We start from the raw sequence: 18735 nt of genomic DNA on the forward strand, positions 1-18735 counted from the left end.
AGATCCTTAAACTATGTAGTGTGAAGTTGTGCGGTTAATTCTCGTTGAAAACCGACCGCACTTTTATTAAGCCTTATTTGCTGTTTTGAAATTTGTTGATGAGTTCGATTAATTCGTCACCAAAGGAATTTGGATTTAGCATATTTTGTACGCCCAACACGTATTTCCCTTCACCGACTTGAATTTCACCGGCTAAATGTTTTGACGAAACAATAATATCCGTGCTGTCCAGTTTGCCTTTATAGTCGGTTACGGCACAGGAATCCATAATGTTAGGAATACCGCGTTTATCCAAATAACCTTTGATCTTCATTTTCATCATCATTGAAGAACCTTGACCCGAACCGCAGACGGCGAGAATACGCACCGGTTTTGTCGCATCATCGGAAACATCGTCATTTTTGACCGCACTTTGCGGTGAATGTTCTTGAGCAACAACCGATTCTTGTTCGCTTTCTTCCGCACCATAGCCGTCCATTTGTTCAAGGGTTTTACCCGCAGCCGCTGCAGCAGCTTCCGCTGCGCGTAATTTTTTCGCAGCAAATGCCATATAAACAAAGGCAGCAGCTAAGATAACAAAGAAGAAGAACGGTACGCTGACGATACCCTGTAATACCGGCGGGAAGAATAATGCCCAGTCTGCCATACCCATCCAGCCATTAAAGGTTGCACCTTGGGTTGCCAATAGGTGAATCACCCACGCCGAACCTAATACTTCAATGATCCCCATGACAAAGCAGATTTTCATCACCGCACGCCAGCCGCCGAAGTGGTTAGCAAATACGCCGATGGTTGCATTGGAGAAGAACATTGGAATAAAGCCCGGAATGATTAATACGGAAGCATCAAAGCCAAGTAATAGACCGACCGCAACGAATTGACCGATTGCCCCCCACATAAAACCGAATACCATGGCATTTGGTGAGAAAGCGTAAATTGCTGCACAGTCAATCGCCAGCACTGCATTAGGAATCACGCGTTCGGAGATACCTTTAAAGGCTTCGGACAATTCAGCAACGAACATCCGCACTCCGATAACAATCACTTGAATTGCAACGGCAAATTTTAATCCGGTTTCAAAAATATAGATTGACCAGTGGGTTTTGCCCGCCATGGTTTGTAGGTTATCCAACCCGAAAGAGAGCAGGATAATGCCGAAGAAGACGGTCATCACCAATACGGTGGCAGAGATACTGTCGTGGAAAATATGTAACCATTTCGGTAATTTCATATTGTCAACGCTGTCGTCTTTATTACCGAGTTTTGGTGCGAGCTTTACGGCGATCCAAGAGGCAATTTGCTGTTGATGTCCGATAGAAAAACCGGCTCCGCCTGTGACGGCTTGAGTCGGTTTATACATAATGTTGGATGAAATTCCCCAGTATAGTGCCATAATGATGGCGGTATAAATGATGGTTTCCATCATTGACGCGCCGATCAGCATATAGAATACGGCAACCAATCCCGCCTGTTGGAACATAATATGTCCGGTCAGCATAATGGTGCGAATACCGGTAAAGCGTCTGAATACCACAAGCAAAATGTTTAGCGCTAAGGCTAATAACACCGCGTAACCAACCCATGCGTAGTTATCCGCCATGGTTTCAATGGTTGCTTGCATACTGGTGTAAGGATCGATCACCGCGCCGGTTAAGCCGTGATATTCGGATAATTTGGTAATAATCGGTTTGAAACCTTTGACTAATTCGCCGGCGCCCACTTGGACTAACATAAAGCCGACAATTGTTTTTATCGTCCCTTTAATCACGGTCGTGGTGTCTTTGCGTAAAAGAATGTAACCGATACAGGCCACGATACCTAAGAGTAACGGTGCTTTATTCAGCACCTGATCTCTAAAGACGATAAATAAATCTAATAATGTTTCCATAACAGAACCTCTGTTGACATTGTTTAAAATGGGAAAAACTTAATGTTTGAGTCCGTTCCGAAGAGTGTCGAAAAAGAAATCTTTCAAATAATATCAATTATTGATGAATAAAAAAGATTAATTTTGAAGAATTGTGAGCAATATCACATTTTATTTTTTATGATGTGAATTGTGAGGTTTTTTCGCTTTTTTGCGTTAAAAATAGTAAAAAACCAACAGGTTATAGGATTAATCTGTTTCTTTACGGAAAGTAAAGGGGAAATTTAGATTTGGATCATGAAATTTATAAAAAGTATTTTACAAAAATAAATGATTTGTTATGATTTATTATGATTGTTTTATTATTTGGATGACCGTAAGGAGTTAAAAATGAGCAAAATTCAAGAAATCACGCGTGAAAGTTGGATTCTTTCTACTTTTCCTGAATGGGGTACTTGGTTAAATGAAGAAATTGAACAAGAGGTTGTGCCGGAAGGCAATTTTGCGATGTGGTGGTTGGGTTGCGTAGGTGTTTGGATCAAAACCCCAGGCGGAGCGAATCTCTGTATGGATTTATGGTGCGGTCGTGGAAAAAGCACCAAAAAAGTAAAAGATATGGTGCGCGGTCACCAAATGGCGAATATGGCGGGAGTGCGTAAATTACAACCTAACTTGCGTGCCGCACCGATGGTGTTGGATCCGTTTGCGATTAATGAAGTGGATTTTATTCTTGCTTCTCACTACCATAGCGATCATATTGATGTGAATGTGGCGGCGGCGATTGTTAATAATCCGAAACTAGATCACGTGAAATTTGTCGGTCCTTGGCATTGCGCAGAACTATGGAAAAAATGGGGCGTACCGGAAGAGCGTATTATTATTGTGAAACCGGGCGATGTGGTGAAATTAAAAGATGTGGAAATCCACGCTCTTGATTCTTTTGACCGTACTTGTTTGGTGACGTTACCGGTTGAAGGGGCGGAGGAGCGAGGCGGTGAATTAGCCGGTCTTTGCCCGTCCGATGAAGAAATGGGGCGCAAAGCGGTGAACTATGTGTTTAAAACGCCGGGCGGTAATATTTACCACGGTGCGGATTCTCATTTCTCTATTCAATTTGCCAAACACGGTAAACAATTTGATATTGATGTTGCGTTAAATAATTATGGTGAAAATCCGGTCGGTATCGCTGATAAGATGACTTCTGTCGATTTATTGCGTATGGCGGAAAGTCTGCGTTGTAAAGTGATTATTCCGGTTCATCACGATATTTGGACAAACTTTATGGCAAGTACCGATGAAATTATTCAGTTGTGGAAAATGCGTAAAGAACGTTTGCAATATAAATTCCATCCGTTTATTTGGGAAGTGGGTGGTAAATATGTTTATCCGCGTGATAAAGATTTAATTGAGTACCATCACCCTCGTGGTTTTGATGACTGCTTTGAACACGAACCTAATATCCAATTTAAATCAATGTTATAGCAAAAAAAGCCACCTTTTGCTTGAAGGTGGCTAATTTTTTGTTCATTATTCGCATCAGAGAAATAGCAAGGAAAATATAATGAACGAAAATTACCGTCATAGACGGCTTTTACAATTGTTACTTGAGAAAAAGGCACTTTCTACAACAGAAATTGTTGAACAACTTGAGATTTCACCTGCAACAGCAAGGCGGGATATCAATAAATTAGCCCAACAAGGTCGATTAAAGAAAGTGCGTAATGGTGCCGAGTCGATACAGTTCTCTCCAATAGATTATCAATATAATAGTGCTGTAATCAATAATATTGATGAAAAGCAACGTATTGCTCAGGCGGCTAGTCAATTATGCCAAGAAGGCGATTCGGTTATTTTAACCTGCGGTTCAACAATGCAAATGTTGGGGGATCATTTATGCGGAAGAAAATTGCAGATCATCACAAACTTCATTCCGCTTGCCAATAAACTGATTGAAAACAATCACGAAGATATTGTGATTATGGGGGGGCAATATAACCGAAATAAAGCAATAACCCTTTCTCTTAATCAAAATGAAAGCCCTTATGCCGCCAATATTATGTTTACCAGCGGAAAAGGGTTTACCACTGAGGGATTGTATAAAACCGATATGATTATTGCTAATTCGGAGCAGCGACTATCTGCAAGGGCAGGTAAGTATGTGGTATTACTGGATAGTACTAAATTAGGGCAGCAAGTCGGTATGTTATTCACTAAATTGCAAGATATTGATTTGTTAATTACCGGTAAAAATGCAGAACCTGATCTTATTCAATCATTACAAGAGAAAGGTTTATCAATAATGCTGGTTTAAGCTAATTAAAGTAAAGGTTTACAAATAAAGATAACTATTCACTGTGTTCGTATATTAGAATAGGACATATTATTTATACTCAACTACTGACAGGAGTGTTCGGTGAGAAAACATAAACTCGGCATCTATGAAAAAGCACTGCCTAAAAACATCAGTTGGCAAGATCGCTTGTCTATTGCTAAAGTCTGCGGCTTTGATTTTGTTGAAATGTCTATTGATGAAACGGACGAACGTTTGGCTCGTCTGGATTGGAGCAAAAAAGAGCGGTTGCAATTAGTAAAAGCTGTTGTGAATACGGGGGTCACTATTCCCTCAATGTGTCTTTCTGGACATCGTCGTTTCCCTTTTGGTAGCCGTGATGAAACCATTCGTCAAAAAGCCTATGAAATTATGGAAAAAGCGATTCAATTCGCTGTTGATACCGGCATTCGTACCATTCAACTGGCGGGCTATGATGTCTATTATGAAGAACAAGACAAAGGCACTATCGCACGTTTTCAACAAGGTTTAGAATGGGCGGTGGAATTAGCCGCCAGTAATCAAGTGACCCTTGCGGTAGAAATTATGGATACCCAATTTATGAGTTCCATTTCCCGTTGGAAAAAATGGGATGAGATCATTAAATCGCCTTGGTTTACCGTTTATCCCGATTTAGGCAATCTTTCTGCGTGGAATGATAACGTTGCCGAAGAATTAAAACTCGGTATGGATAAGATTTCCGCCATTCATTTAAAAGACACCTATAAAGTCACTGAAACTTGCCAAGGACAGTTCCGTGATGTGCCGTTTGGTGACGGTTGCGTTGATTTTGTTGCTTGCTTTAAAACCCTTGCTGAATTGAACTACCGCGGCGCATTTTTAATTGAAATGTGGACGGAAAAAGCAGATGAGCCGATTGCAGAAATTATTAACGCACGCCGTTGGATCGAACAAAAAATGAAAGAAGGAGGCTTCCAATGTTAGAAGCATTAAAAGAGAAAGTATTAAAAGCCAATTTAGCGTTACCAAAACACAATCTTGTTACTTTTACTTGGGGAAACGTGAGTGAAATTGACCGCACTTCTAATCTTGTTGTCATTAAACCGTCAGGGGTTGATTATGAGGTCATGACCGCAGAGGATATGGTTGTCGTTGATTTATTTAGCGGAAAAGTGGTTGAAGGCAATAAAAAACCGTCTTCCGATACGCCGACCCACCTTGAACTATATCGTCAATTTAAAGAGATCGGCGGCATTGTGCATACTCACTCCCGCCACGCAACCACTTGGGCGCAAGCCGGAGAAGATTTATTGGCATTAGGCACAACCCACGCCGATTATTTTTACGGCACAATTCCTTGTACCCGTAGAATGACACCGACGGAAATTCAAGGCGAATACGAATTAGAAACCGGCAAAGTGATTGTCGAAACGTTCCAAAAACGCAATATCGATCCGAATCAAGTACCGGCAGTATTAGTCAATTCACACGGGCCTTTTGTCTGGGGAACGGATGCGGATAATGCAGTGCATAATGCGGTTGTGTTAGAAGAATTGGCTTATATGAATCTGTTTAGTAAAGTATTAAGACCAAGTTTAGGCTCTATGCAACAAGAATTATTGGATAAACATTATCTCCGTAAACACGGTAAAAATGCGTATTACGGGCAATAATTTGCTAATCAATAAGGCGGTTTTTTAACCGCCGTTTTTTATCTAAGAGGAATAAAAATGAATTACAAAGTCGTTGCATTTGATCTTGACGGCACATTATTAAATGCACAGGGCAATATTCTGCCGGAAAGTAAATCCGCCATTCAAGCGGCAATGGATAAAGGGATTAAAATTCTTCTGGTTACCGGCAGACACCACACGGCGGTTAAACCCTACTATCGTGAATTGGGACTAGACACACCAATCATTTGCTGTAACGGCACTTATGTTTATGATGTTGCCACAGATACCACGCCATTTGCTAACCCGCTTTCCAAACAACAGGCACAATCCATTTTCGATATTGCGCAAAAACACTATTGTCATCTTTTAATGTATTCGCGGGATTCAATGAACTATGCCCAACTTAATCCCCATATGGAAAAATTTCTAAAATGGGTGGAAAGTTGCCTGCCGGAAGTTCGCCCCGATGTACGCAAAGTGGACAGTATTCAAGAGGTCATTGACCATCACCACCCGATTTGGAAATGTGTCATCAGCGCTGAAAACAAAGAAATTATGAACAATGTTGTTCGCGAACTGCCGATCTCACAATTCAGTTGCGAATGGTCTTGGGTTGATCGTGTGGATATTGCCAATGTCGGCAATACTAAAGGCAGTAGATTACTGGCTTTATTAAAAGAGTGGAATATTGATCCGCAGGAAGTGATTGCTTTTGGCGATAATCATAATGACATCAGTATGCTAAGTGCGGTCGGTTTAGGTGTTGCAATGGGTAATGCCGAACAAGAAGTCAAACGACAAGCCAAACAGGTTACTACATCAAACAATGAGGACGGCATTGCGCAAGTATTAAAAAATACCTTGTTACTCTAATTTTCCGTTTTTAATACTAAGGGATAAAAGATCTTTATTCTTTCTTAAGAAAAAGTGCGGCCAGAATTGACCGCACTTTCAACGATTCCAAAACGAGATTTTATACAGAATATTTAGGCTGTTTAAACACCGTCACTTCCGGTACTACTCCCGTATATTTTTCTACTTGTACAATACAAGTATTCGGTGAATTACCTTGCGCTAATTTAGATGTGCCTTCATCACGGGTAAGCACATTTGGACTGCCATTTTTACACAGCGGTTTTTCACTTTCACCCAGATCGAGAGGATCATACCATGCCCCCTCATGTAATCCGAGTGTGCCTTTAATAATCCCTTCGGTAACAACTGCTCCCGCTAACACCTGACCGCGAATATTGTGGATACGAACAATATCTCCATCAACGATACCGCGTGGTTTGGCGTCTTCAGGGTGAATCAATACCGGTTCACGATCATTAACCGCATATTTTTGGCGCAATGAAGTATGGGCCAATTGACTATGTAAACGATAGTAGGCATGAGGCGTCACTAAAGCAAGCGGATATTCTTCCGTGCTATTACCGGCAAATTCTTCCGGTTCCATCCAACTCGGATGACCTTTACAATCATCATAATTCATCTTCGCCACAACATCAGAGTAAATCTCAATTTTGCCTGATGGTGTGCCAAGCGGGTTCAGTAACGGATCTTCACGGAATTCCGCATACCGCACCCATTTTTTTGCCGCCTCGTTTGCTTCAAACATTAATGGTTTGTTTTCTTCCCAGAATCGTTCAAAACGAGGCATAGCAACACGATTGTTACGTGCGGCGGTGAAAGCGGTTTTATAGAAATCTTCCAGCCATTCCATTTCCGTTTTGCCTTCGGTAAATTCCTCTTCTTTCCCTGCGCGTTTGGCGAGTTCGGCAAAAATATTGAAGTCATTTTTTGCCTCAAATTGTGGCGCTACAACTTGTTTCATCGGGTAAATTGAGAACATAGAATAGTCCCCCCCCATGGTTAAATCATTACGTTCGTAACTTGTTGTTGCCGGCAAAACAATATCCGCCATACGGGCTGTTGGCGTCCAATTTACCTCATTAACGATGAAGGTTTCCGGTTTTTGGAACGCTTTTACTAATAAATTTGTATTTTGATGCTGTGTGAATGGATTGCCGCCCGCCCAATATACGACTTTAATCTCCGGATAGGTAATTTTTGTCCCATTGTAATCAATGGTTTTTCCCGGATTGAGTAGGGCATCTGCAATACGAGCCACAGGGAAAGAAAATTTTGCCGCGTCATCCAGCCAGGTTTTCTCACCTGTTCCGACAGACGGAGTTGCACTGATTGAACCAATAGTACCGCCCGTAGCTGTTGGTACACCACCATTTGCATAGTGATAGCTAAAACCAAAACCGCCACCCGGTAAGCCAATTTGACCAAGCATTGAGGCAAGGGTAACTAACATCCAGTGGGATTGTTCACCGTGACGTTGACGCTGTATTCCCCATCCGCCCATTAACATGGTGCGTTTGGTAATAAAATCATTTGCTAATTGTTTAATGATTTCCACCGGCACACCACAGATTTTGCTTGCCCATTCCGCAGTTTTAGGTTGACCATCTGTTTTACCGAGTAGGTAATCTTCAAATTTGCTGTAACCTGTTGTGTATTTTTTTAAGAATGCTTTATCGTGTTTATTTTCGCTTACCAAGGTATGAGCGATCCCTAGCATTAACGGCACATCCGTTGCAGTATTCACAGGAACCCATTCCGCACCGAGCATTTGGCAGGTTTCACTTTTTATCGGATCGATACAGATAATGCGCTTACCTGTGGCTTGGAATTTTTTGAAATATTCGATTCCTTTCTGATCCGAAGACATCCAAGCAATACGTAACGTGGTGAGTGGATTCGCCCCCCAAAGCACAATAATATCACTGCTTTCAAGTAATACTTCCCAACTGGTTTGTTGTTCATAGACCTCAATCGTGCCAAGTACATGCGGCATAATCACTTGTGCCGCACCAGTAGAGTAGTCGCCTTTATAACCTACAAAGCCACCGGTAATATTCATATAACGTTGTAATAGTGTACGGGAGGCATGAAGTGCGCCGCTACTGAACCAACCGTAAGAACCGGCATAAATTGCACTTGAGCCGTGTTGTTGGCGCACTTTATGGAGTTGGTTATGCACAAGATCAAGCGCTTGTTCCCAAGAAACCCGTACCCACTCATCACGCCCGCGCATGGTTGTATCACTATTCCCCGGATTTTCTAAATAGCCTTTGCGTACCATTGGGTATTTCACACGGGTTTCGCTATAAAGTTGATCGGCGACCACGGTTTGTAATTCATTAGGAACAGCGGGTTCAATGGCTGCGCCGGATTTTACTGCTTTGCCGTCCTGCACTACCACGCCAATCGGCCCCCAGTGTGCGGCGGTGACAACAGTTTTTAATTCAGGCTCTGCTGCAACCGCACTTTTAGACAGCACCGCACCGACCATACCACTAGAAAGCGACGCACTTGCTACGCCAAGAGATGTATTTTTTAAGAAGTCACGGCGTTTTTGATTAATATTATTCTTTTTCATTTCAACCTCGTTTTTAACATGAGAAGTGAATTATTTCGCAGCCATATCTTTGGCGCTACGTTGTAAATAAATAGTTAAAGCACGCACTTCATCTTTATTCATAGAAGTCCGATCTTTCATGGAGTTCACTACACCGATCCATTGGTTTGCCGTATAGTGATCGGCACTAATTGCTGCGTGGCAACTACTACAATTTGCTTGATTTAACTGGCTACCGTATTGATTAAGTGCGGTTAAATCTGACGACATTTTTTCTTTTGGTACAGAAACAATAAAGCTCACTTCTTTCCAGTCGGAATCTGTGACTTCATCATGTTTGGTTTGTAGGATTTTCATACCTTTACGCGCTTCTTCATCGACTAATGCGACGGTAATGCGTTTACCTAATTCTAGATAAACCACAGAATCTGCGCCAACTTGTTGCCAGCCGTGTAAGGTACCCTGTAATTGCTCGCCTTTTGCTTGCCAATTCGTTATTTCCGCATAAGGCATTAGTCGGATATCACCGCCTTGTTCACCTTGTGCCGAAGTCATTTCTGTTGCATAAATAGACGAATCTTGAGTGATATTTCCACCTAAAGAGGTTGCTGATTGTGCTCCTTCATCACCGTGAGATTCAGGTAAGAAATGTACGATACCTTTGTGGCAATCAATACAGGTCTGTCCATTGGCTTTTGCGCTAATATGGGTTTGTTTGGCTAATTTTGCTTGTGCGGAAAGTTCCATTGCATCAAAACTGTGGCAGCTACGGCAGGTTTCGGAATCCGTTGATTTCATTTCATCCCATACGCGTTGTGCCATTTCTGCTCGGTGTGCTTCGTATTTCTGTTTAGAATCCAGTTTGCCTTGCAATTCATACCACACATCTTTCAGGGCGATGAATTTTGCTTTCAGATAATGCCAGCCTTCTTGCGGAACATGACAATCGGCACATTCTGCACGAATACCTTTTGCATTCGCAAAATGGGTTGAACCTTCCCATTCTTGTTGTGGATGAGTCATGGAATGGCAACTAACACAAAATTTCTGTGAACTGGTTTTATGCATAATTGTTTGTGTTCCCCACAACGTCACTGCCCCGATACCCATGAGGCAAAGTGCGGTCAGAATTTTGGTTTTTTTTGACATAGATATACTCCAACTTAATAAAAAAATAACAAAAGGATAAATAACTCCTAATAGTCGCTTGCATTCTAGAGAAATTAAATTGATGAGTAATGATCTAAGTCAAAGGATTGGAATATAAGGTGTATTTTGGGGAGTTTTTATATCAAATCATTATGTATTGGATTTTATAATGATGGGTATAAAAGTGCGGTTAAAAACATAAGAGATTTTAACCGCACTTTAAAATTGTTCGAATTAAATGAGATTATTTCGCTGCTTTTAATTCTTGATAATATTGTTCGTAGTATTGAATTGCATCACCTACGTCATCCTGCCAATGGCTATTTTTTAATATTTCAGCTGTTGGATAGATTGACGGATCTTCGGTAATTTCTTTTGGTAATACTTTTTTCGCTTCAACGTTGGCAGTTGGGTAGCCAATCGCGAGGGTTAATTTTTCAGCCGCTTTTGCACCTAACATATAATTGATAAGTTTATGTGCGCCATCAGGGTTTTTTGAAGTTGCCGGAATCGCTAAGGTATCAACCCAAAGTACAGGGCCTTCTTTTGGAAATACCATGTCTAATGGTGCTTGCTCTTTTTTAGCGATACGCACGGAACCATTCCATAACTGACCGACTTCTACTTCACCGGAGATGAAAGAGTTAGCCGGGTTGTCAGAATTGAAAGAAAGAACATTTGGACGTAATTTCAATAATTCTTCATAGGCTTGTTTGATGATAGCCGGATCTTGAGTGTTCGGGTCTTGACCAATTTTTAATAGTGCAATGTTAAATACTTCACGGGCATCATCTAGTAATTGTACTTTATTGGCAAACTCAGGTTTCCATAAATCGCCCCAAGAGGTGAAATCCGCCCCTTTGTAAGTATTGGTGTTAAACGCAATACCCGGTGCACCTAATAATTGAGGAAGTGAGTATTTGTTTCCTTTGTCATAAGGTTTGTCGAGCCAATCAGGATCTAATTCTTTAATTACAGGTAATTTACTGTGATCAAGTTCTTTTAACATTCCTTCGCGTGCCATTTTTGACACAAAGTAGTTAGAAGGTGCGATAACGTCATAACCGCCGGCTGCACCTTGGGTTTTGAGTTTTGCATACATGGTTTCGTTTGATTCAAGACTTGAAACGATAACTTTAATGCCGGTTTCTTTGGTAAAATCATCCAATAGACCATCCGGAACATATTCGGTCCAAGTATATAAGTACACAGTATCATTAGCAGTAGCCGGTGCGTTTGCATTTTCAGACTTGTTTTCTTTATCATTACAAGCTGTTAAGGTTGCAGCTACCAAACCGGCGGTGATTAAACCTGCAAATTTTTTCATTTTTGTTTGTTCTCCGTAAAAGAGGGGTAAAAAAACACCTACAGGAATTGTAGGTATAAAAAAACGCCTTGATTGTGCGTCAAGGCGTATTCTATTTGATATTAAAAGGTTTGTGAAACCTTTTGTTATGTCTTAGTAATTATTTTTACGAGTAATGAGCTGGCTTAAAATTACCAGTGCTAATGAAAGCACAATCATGATGGTTGCCAGTGCATTGACTTCAGGTGTTACGCCGGTTTTTACCAATGAGAAGATACGTAACGGTAAAATTTCATAGCTGACACCACTCACAAATGAGGAAACCACAACATCATCCAGTGAGATGGTGAAACTTAATAGCCAACCTGAAACGATTGCAGGCAAGGCAAGCGGAATAATGATTTTGCGTAAAATCGTCACTTCGCTTGCTCCCAAGTCTTTTGCCGCCTCCAACATTTTGGAATCAAATCCGTTTAAGCGGGAGAAAATTGTTACGGTAACATAAGGTAAACAGAAGGTAACGTGTGCCAAGAGTAATGACCAAAAACCTAATGAAATCCCTACAACCATAAACAATGCTAATAAAGACACTGCCATAACGATATCCGGCGACATCATCACAATAAATAACATACCGCTCACCGCTTGTTTACCGCGGAAACGATAACGATACAACGCGATTGCGGTTAAGCCGCCCACAATGGTTGCTAAGGTAGCGGCAAAAAATGCGATAGTTACCGAATGGATCGCTGCTTGAATTAAGGTATCGTTATTGAATAAACGCTCGTACCAGTTCCAACTGAATCCTTTCCAATTTAAACCATAGCGGTCTGCATTGAAGGAGTTGGTTACTAAGATAATAATTGGGATATACAAATAAGCGTATACCACAAACATAAACACATTACGTAGTAAACGGCTCATTATTCTAACTCCACTTTTTTATTCAATAGTTTATTTGCACGATAATAAACGAAAATTAGCAATGCCATTAAGATTGTCAATCCAATGCTAATTGCAGAACCAAACGGCCAGTTACGGGAAATTAAGAATTCACTCTTAATGACGTTACCCACTAACAGGACTTTTGCCCCCCCCAATAAATCTGCCACATAGAACATTCCCATTGCCGGCAGTAACACTAAGAGACAACCGGCAATAATACCAGGCATGGTTAATGGCAAAATAACACGAAAGAAACGTTGGAAAGTATTTGCACCTAAGTCTCTTGCGGCTTCTAATAAGCGACCATCTAATTTTTCAATCGCTGAATAGAGTGGCAAAATCATAAATGGTAATAACAAATACACTAATCCGATGATCACCGCAATTTCCGTATTCAAAATGCGAATGGGTTCACTTAAAATCCCCATATCCATTAACATCGTATTCAAGACACCTTTTACGCCAAGGAATATTTTCATTCCATAGATACGAATGAGTGAATTTGTCCAAAACGGTAGAACCACAAGGAATAACAAGAGCGGTCGATATTTCGGGTTAATTTTGCTGATCATAAAAGCAAACGGATAACCGATTATCAAGCAAATAACCGTGGCAATACACGACATAGACAAAGAGTTCCATACAACTTGCGCATAAAGCGGATTAAACAAGTTTGTATAGTTTTCAATGGTAATCGGGAATGCGTAGAAGTTGCTACCATCTCGAGTTAAAAAGCTAACGGCTAAAACCAACAGATTTGGAATTAGCACAAAGAAAATAAGCCAACTGAAGATAATTGCAACAGTAATTTTTTGAAATTTATTATTGATTATCTTCATCGTTGAGTACAACCTCCCAACCTTCGTGCCATGTAATACCAACACGTTGTCCAACACTGTGATCCATGTGCGGATCATCTTCATTGAAGAATTCACTCACAAGCACACGCATACCGTTATGGTCGAATTCTACAGTAGATTCTAATGTCATCCCCTTGTAAGTGCGGTCAATAATATGACCGATAATTGCCTTAGATTGTTCGTTTTCATCAAGTTCTTCAATCACAATATCTTCAGGACGAAGGAGAACTTGAAGTTTTTGATCTTTTTCTACCGGCATATCGGTATAGATATCACAGACACGGCCTTCTACATTTGCCAGTACCACATTTTCGGATTTACGTTCAATGACAGTTGCATTAAAGACGTTAATTTCACCAATAAAACGTGCCACAAATAGGTTTGCCGGTTCTTCATAAATCTCGCGTGGAGAACCATCTTGTGCAATTTTTCCTTTACGTAACAATACAATGCGATCAGACATGGTGATGGCTTCTTCTTGATCGTGGGTCACGAAAATAAAGGTGATACCTAATTGGCGTTGCAAGACCTTAAGTTCGTATTGCATTTGTTTACGCAGTTTGTAGTCCAATGCGGATAAGGATTCATCAAGCAATAAGACTTTAGGTTTATTTACCACAGCACGAGCGATCGCAATGCGTTGCTGTTGACCACCTGACAATTGGGTCGGCTTACGATCAGCCATTTCTTCTAATTGCACCATACGCAAAGCTTCCAGCACACGAGGTTTAATTTCTGCCTCGGGTACTTTTTGCATACGCAAACCAAAAGCCACGTTCTCAAAAATAGTCATATGCGGAAACAGGGCATAACTTTGGAACACAGTATTAATGTGGCGCTTTTCAGCCGGCACATCGGTAATGTCTTCACCATCTAAAATAATATGACCCGAGTCTAATTCTTCTAAACCTGCTAACAAACGTAATACTGTTGTTTTTCCGCAGCCGGAAGGCCCGAGAATAGTGACAAATTCACCGTTATTAATGGTTAAGTTAAAGTCGTTAATAATGGTGTTAGAACCGTAGGATTTTTTGATTGAACGAAGCTCAATAATAGGCTTGTTTTGAACCTGATTTTCCACTAGCTTTGGTTTTCTCCCTAATTTCACCAAATAAGTTGGTACTGAGTAGAAATAAAGACCTGCAAAGTTGCAGGGGCGACATAAAAACAAGCGCCTATGATATAGCGAATTGTTACTAATGAAAAGGACTTAATGCTTAGGGATACAAAAAAATTTCGAGCAATAAAAACAATCAAAAAATTAACCGCACTTTTTCTTTTCTAGCGGGTTTTTAGTTACTTATTGAATGTTTGTTATATATCAAGAATCTATTGTTAAATTTAGGGGTTGACGTAGATTAACATACTAGCTAATCTACGTCAGCCCCTAGATCATTTTGTGGGTGACATTGAGAAAGCAGAATTAAATTATTTAATTCGTGATTTTGATTTGCAATCTTTTGAGCAATGTAAACAATTTATTCAGGATTGGACGGCAAAATTTAATGCTGAAAGAAAGTTAAAACAACCTGTTGAATGTGTGATTCACGACAGTTATCAAAATATGTATGAGGTTGTTCAAAAAGCGCCACAATCAATTTCTATTGCTGAAAAGGCTATGGATTTGAGCCATAAAGGTGATTCATAAACCGATTCGTGGTGGAACAGATGGCGCATTTTTAGCTGAAAAAGGTTTGCCTTGTCCGAATATTTTTACTGGCGGATACAATTTTCATAGTAAACATGAATTGATCTCTTTGGAGGGAATGGAAAAAGCAGTGGAAGTCATTACTGAAATTGTGAAATTCAAGAAAATGTAAATTTTCCCTTGCTTTTGTAAAGAAGTGTAAATATAATTGCCAACGTTTTATCGAGATTCCTTTTGATAAAGCTAAACTTTAGAGATTTTATTCATAAATTCCTTTTGATACCCCCCTGAGTAATCAGGGGGTTTTTTATACTTCTTTTTAATTCCCAAAAAATGACCGCACTTTATTTGCTTACCGTTATTGATACATTGATGCAACAATTGGTATCTCAATTTGGGCGTGTTTTTAGTGCGGTCATTTTCCACAAAGATTTTACTCATAAAAACGGAGGTTCATTCTCTCCGTTTTTTACACATTGAGCCACGGCGACAATCATTTTATACTGTTACTCATTGATTTTTCTCCCTAATAAGGATAATTCATGAACCCAATGTTACAGCAACTTAAAAACCACCGTTCTATCCGACAATTTACCGATCAACCCATCAGTGCTGAACTTCGTCACGAGATTTTGAATGCGGCGAAAATGGCCTCGACTTCACAGCATATCCAAGCGACACACATTATTCGTATCACCGATCCTACTCTTCGCAAAAAACTTCGTGAGCTTTGTTCCGATCAAACTTATGTGGAAAGTGCGGCAGAATTTTGGGTATTTTGTGCCGATTTTTCTAAACACGCCAAAATCGTTCCAAATGCAGAATTTGACTGGACGGAGTGGTTATTAGTTGGTGCTATTGATACGGGGATTTTTGCTCAAAATGTCCTCACTGCTGCGGAGGCAAGTGGTTTAGGTGGCGTGTTTATCGGTTCATTACGTAATGATATTGAACAGGTCGATAAATTGCTCAAACTTCCGCAATATGTTGTACCGTTGGTGGGAATGTGTTTGGGCTATCCGGCACAAGATCCGATGTTACGCCCTCGTTTTCCTGTGGAAATGCTTTGTTCTGAAAATGAATATCACCCATTAGATCCAGTGAAACTCGCTGAATTTGATGCGGAAATTTCCGCTTATTATCAAGCCCGTTCGCAAAAAAATCTCACTTGGTCGGATTATATGAAAGCCGTTTTTTCCGAACAAAAACGCCCTCAGATTTTGGATTACCTACAATCTAAAGGCTTTTTGAAACGGTAAGAAATGTCATTATTTAATGAGAAATGAGTGGGCTGTAGGAAGGTTCTGCATTTGAAGGCTCACTCACGACAAATATATAAGATGCCCTTTATCTATTATTTATGCTGTTTCTGCCTTATTCAATAATATTGAAAAGTTTTATAAAACCAACCGCACTTTTCCTGATCTAGTAATGCAATCGATTTTCAAATGATATTCTAAGGCTGGCTTAATGCTTCTACCACTGCTTTTACTTTTGGCTGTAAGTGTAGCTTTTTCTGCCAAAGGATATGAATGGGGTCTGGATTAGGTTCGTAATTAGTTAGAACAGGAATAAGCGAACCTTGTTCAATATAAGGTTGTACTAGCCAATCTGGTAGTTGTACCAGCCCTAATCCCATAAGGGCTGCTTGCAGTCGGGCGTCGCCGTCATTCATAATATGTGGTATGTTCACAGGAAAACGAGTCGGCTCGCCTCTTTCGTTATTTAGTAACCAATCAGGTTGTATGCTACCTATACAAATATGTTGGATCAGTTCTGAGGGCACTTGTGGTGTACCCTGAAGGTTGAGATAAATAGGAGAGGCACAAATGCGGTTTTGATTTTGTCCGATTTGGCGGGCGATGATGTCGTTTAAATTGTCTAATTCGCCAAAGCGAACACTGACATCAATTTGCTCGGTAATTAAATCTATTTTGCGTTCTTCAAAGCTGAGGTTGAGGCGTAGTTTAAGGTGTTTTTGTGCCAGTTTGAGTAGTTTTGGTAGCAGATGAATGCGTCCGTAAATATTAGGCAAATCGATCCTCACTTCACCAATTGGTTCGATCTGTTCGTTGCAAAGTAGGCTTTGTACTTGCTCTATTTCATCTCTGATACGTTGGCAACTTGATAACCAAACTTCCCCCTCTCGGGTCAATACGAGTTTACGTGTGGAACGATGGAAAAGTTGTGTGCCAAGCCGTGGCTCTAGCCTTGTTATACTTTTGCCCACCGCCGATCCGGTTATCGCTAATTTTTCGCCTGCGGCACTAAAACTGCCTGTTTCTACAGTGGCTAAGAATTATTCAACACCTGCAAATTTATCCTGCATTTTATTTCCTTAATTATGGAATTATTTTCCGGAATGAATGGAATTATACCTACTTAATCCATTTTTTAAATGGAATATACTCTGCCATATCCAAAAAACAACGAGAAAAAGGGAAAGAATATGAATCCAAAATATGCTCCTTTATTTGAACCTTATACCTTAAACAATGACGTAGAAATTAAAAATCGCCTTACCATTGCCCCTTTGACTATTTATGATTCAGGCGAAGATGGCGAGATGACAGAGGCGGGTCGCCGTTTTTGGCAAGATCGCTTTAAAGGTTTTGGCTTATACATTATGCCGTTTACCAATGTTCACCCGAGCGGAATTGGTTTTGAAAGCCCCAATGCCTTTGATGAACGCCATTTGCCAAGCTTACGTGAATATGCACAAATCGCTCATGCTCAAGGGGCGAAAGCGGTGGTGCAAATTGCCCATAGCGGTTTGCGTGCCGACCCTTTAATGACGCAAGGGCGGAACTGGTGGCGGCAACAGGCGATTATTACGGCAATTTTCGCACAATGACCGAGCAGGAAGTATGGGATATGGTGCAAAGTTATGCCTATGCCGCGGAATTGGTGTTGCGTGCAGGGTTTGACGGTGTGGAAATTCACGGTGCGAATGGTTGGCAAATTCAGCAATTTTTCTCGGCGGCGACAAATTTGCGTCATGATTACTGGGGAGGTAGTTTGGAAAAAAGAATGCGTTTTCCCCTTGCCATTGTGGACGCTATTGATGAAATGCGCCGTAAACATCATCGCCCTGATTTCATCATTGGCTATCGTTTCTCTCCGGAAGAACCGGGTGAACAAGGCATTACAATGAAAGAAATGCTGGCACTGGTGGACGCTTTGTTGGAGAAACCGCTGCAATATTTGCATATTTCCCTATGGGATTTCTATAAAAAAGTCCGCCGTGGGGCAGATACCAATCTGACTCGAATGCAAGTCGTGCATGACCGCATTAACGGACGCTTGCCGTTTTTCGGTTCGGGCAATCTTTATACTGCCGATGATATGCTCAAGGCTTATCAAACTGGCTGGGTGGAAAGCGTCTCTATCGGTAAAAGTATTATGCTTAACCCAAATTTGGTGGACCTGATTGAAAATGGACGTGAAGCGGAAATTCAAACTACCTTTGACTGGGATAACGCCGATTTCTATCATACTAATTCAGTTTTGTTTTGGTCATAACAATAGTCGCTTACGGTGTAAGCGACTATTCATTAAATC

Annotated in this window: 17 protein-coding genes and 2 pseudogenes; 10 read left to right on the forward strand and 9 right to left on the reverse strand. The window is 40.7% G+C overall.

The features are described from left to right. Nucleotides 1-73: 73 nt before the first annotated feature. Nucleotides 74-1888, reverse strand: coding sequence for a PTS ascorbate-specific subunit IIBC (locus BKK47_RS05045; RefSeq protein WP_059366612.1), 1815 nt, complete (start codon nt 1886-1888; stop codon nt 74-76). A gap of 369 nt (nt 1889-2257) precedes the next feature. Here BKK47_RS05045 and ulaG point away from each other — a divergent pair, with 369 nt between their 5' ends. The 5 genes from ulaG (at nt 2258) to BKK47_RS05070 (ending at nt 6706) form a co-directional block, all read left to right on the forward strand. Continuing rightward, a complete protein-coding gene (ulaG, locus tag BKK47_RS05050) occupies nt 2258-3349 on the forward strand; it encodes an L-ascorbate 6-phosphate lactonase (protein WP_059366610.1) in 1092 nt (363 codons plus the stop codon). A 79-nt stretch (nt 3350-3428) separates the two neighbouring features. After that, nucleotides 3429-4178, forward strand: coding sequence for an HTH-type transcriptional regulator UlaR (ulaR, locus tag BKK47_RS05055; protein WP_077493810.1), 750 nt, complete (start codon nt 3429-3431; stop codon nt 4176-4178). A 102-nt stretch (nt 4179-4280) separates the two neighbouring features. Next, nucleotides 4281-5141: an L-ribulose-5-phosphate 3-epimerase gene (locus BKK47_RS05060; RefSeq protein WP_077493811.1), complete on the forward strand. Its 861-nt coding sequence runs from the start codon at nt 4281-4283 to the stop codon at nt 5139-5141. Continuing rightward, the gene (araD, locus tag BKK47_RS05065) at nt 5135-5830 is read left to right on the forward strand and encodes an L-ribulose-5-phosphate 4-epimerase (protein WP_077493812.1); all 696 of its coding nucleotides are present in this window, start codon (nt 5135-5137) and stop codon (nt 5828-5830) included. The genes BKK47_RS05060 and araD overlap by 7 nt, the downstream gene beginning before the upstream one ends. Before the next feature lie 57 nt (nt 5831-5887). Next, nucleotides 5888-6706: a pyridoxal phosphatase gene (locus BKK47_RS05070; RefSeq protein WP_077493813.1), complete on the forward strand. Its 819-nt coding sequence runs from the start codon at nt 5888-5890 to the stop codon at nt 6704-6706. Between the two features lie 100 nt (nt 6707-6806). Here BKK47_RS05070 and torA read toward each other — a convergent pair whose 3' ends face one another. The 6 genes from torA to potA form a co-directional block, all read right to left on the reverse strand. Next, nucleotides 6807-9287 (reverse strand): trimethylamine-N-oxide reductase TorA, encoded by a 2481-nt coding sequence (gene torA / locus BKK47_RS05075; protein WP_077493814.1) that lies wholly within the window; start codon nt 9285-9287, stop codon nt 6807-6809. 30 nt (nt 9288-9317) lie between these two features. Continuing rightward, entirely contained in the window at nt 9318-10415 is a 1098-nt protein-coding gene (locus tag BKK47_RS05080; RefSeq protein WP_077493815.1) for a NapC/NirT family cytochrome c, read from the reverse strand. 244 nt (nt 10416-10659) lie between these two features. After that, the gene (locus BKK47_RS05085) at nt 10660-11742 is read right to left on the reverse strand and encodes an extracellular solute-binding protein (protein ID WP_077493816.1); all 1083 of its coding nucleotides are present in this window, start codon (nt 11740-11742) and stop codon (nt 10660-10662) included. A gap of 132 nt (nt 11743-11874) precedes the next feature. After that, nucleotides 11875-12645 (reverse strand): spermidine/putrescine ABC transporter permease PotC, encoded by a 771-nt coding sequence (gene potC / locus BKK47_RS05090; RefSeq protein ID WP_077493817.1) that lies wholly within the window; start codon nt 12643-12645, stop codon nt 11875-11877. After that, complete coding sequence (gene potB / locus BKK47_RS05095; RefSeq protein WP_077493818.1) at nt 12645-13505, reverse strand: spermidine/putrescine ABC transporter permease PotB; 861 nt, start codon at nt 13503-13505, stop codon at nt 12645-12647. The genes potC and potB overlap by 1 nt, the downstream gene beginning before the upstream one ends. Continuing rightward, nucleotides 13489-14607: a spermidine/putrescine ABC transporter ATP-binding protein PotA gene (gene potA, locus BKK47_RS05100; protein ID WP_077493819.1), complete on the reverse strand. Its 1119-nt coding sequence runs from the start codon at nt 14605-14607 to the stop codon at nt 13489-13491. Before potA ends, potB begins: the two co-directional genes overlap by 17 nt. Before the next feature lie 306 nt (nt 14608-14913). Between potA and BKK47_RS12685 the strand changes: the two are divergent. The 3 genes and pseudogenes from BKK47_RS12685 to nfsA all read left to right on the forward strand — a co-directional run. Continuing rightward, nucleotides 14914-15346: pseudogene (locus BKK47_RS12685) on the forward strand (M20/M25/M40 family metallo-hydrolase); the annotation flags it as partial. Nucleotides 15347-15507: 161 nt separating this feature from the next. Beyond that, entirely contained in the window at nt 15508-15654 is a 147-nt protein-coding gene (locus BKK47_RS12430; protein ID WP_158074749.1) for a hypothetical protein, read from the forward strand. Between the two features lie 62 nt (nt 15655-15716). Further along, nucleotides 15717-16433, forward strand: coding sequence for an oxygen-insensitive NADPH nitroreductase (gene nfsA / locus BKK47_RS05120; RefSeq protein WP_077493823.1), 717 nt, complete (start codon nt 15717-15719; stop codon nt 16431-16433). 197 nt (nt 16434-16630) lie between these two features. Here nfsA and BKK47_RS05125 read toward each other — a convergent pair whose 3' ends face one another. Both BKK47_RS05125 and BKK47_RS12780 read right to left on the reverse strand, forming a co-directional pair. Further along, a complete protein-coding gene (locus BKK47_RS05125) occupies nt 16631-17221 on the reverse strand; it encodes a LysR substrate-binding domain-containing protein (protein ID WP_279626164.1) in 591 nt (196 codons plus the stop codon). Between the two features lie 102 nt (nt 17222-17323). Continuing rightward, nucleotides 17324-17461 (reverse strand): annotated as a pseudogene (locus tag BKK47_RS12780) (LysR family transcriptional regulator); the annotation flags it as partial. Nucleotides 17462-17623: 162 nt separating this feature from the next. Here BKK47_RS12780 and BKK47_RS12785 point away from each other — a divergent pair. Both BKK47_RS12785 and BKK47_RS12335 read left to right on the forward strand, forming a co-directional pair. Then, a complete protein-coding gene (locus BKK47_RS12785; RefSeq protein ID WP_077493825.1) occupies nt 17624-18028 on the forward strand; it encodes an oxidoreductase in 405 nt (134 codons plus the stop codon). After that, nucleotides 17986-18696 carry an oxidoreductase gene (locus BKK47_RS12335; protein ID WP_279626163.1) on the forward strand — a complete coding sequence of 237 codons (711 nt, stop codon included), beginning with the start codon at nt 17986-17988 and terminating at the stop codon, nt 18694-18696. The genes BKK47_RS12785 and BKK47_RS12335 overlap by 43 nt, the downstream gene beginning before the upstream one ends. Nucleotides 18697-18735 lie beyond the last annotated feature (39 nt).

This window comes from Rodentibacter mrazii (assembly GCF_001998825.1).
In the GTDB taxonomy this organism is placed as follows: Bacteria; Pseudomonadota; Gammaproteobacteria; order Enterobacterales; family Pasteurellaceae; genus Rodentibacter; species Rodentibacter mrazii.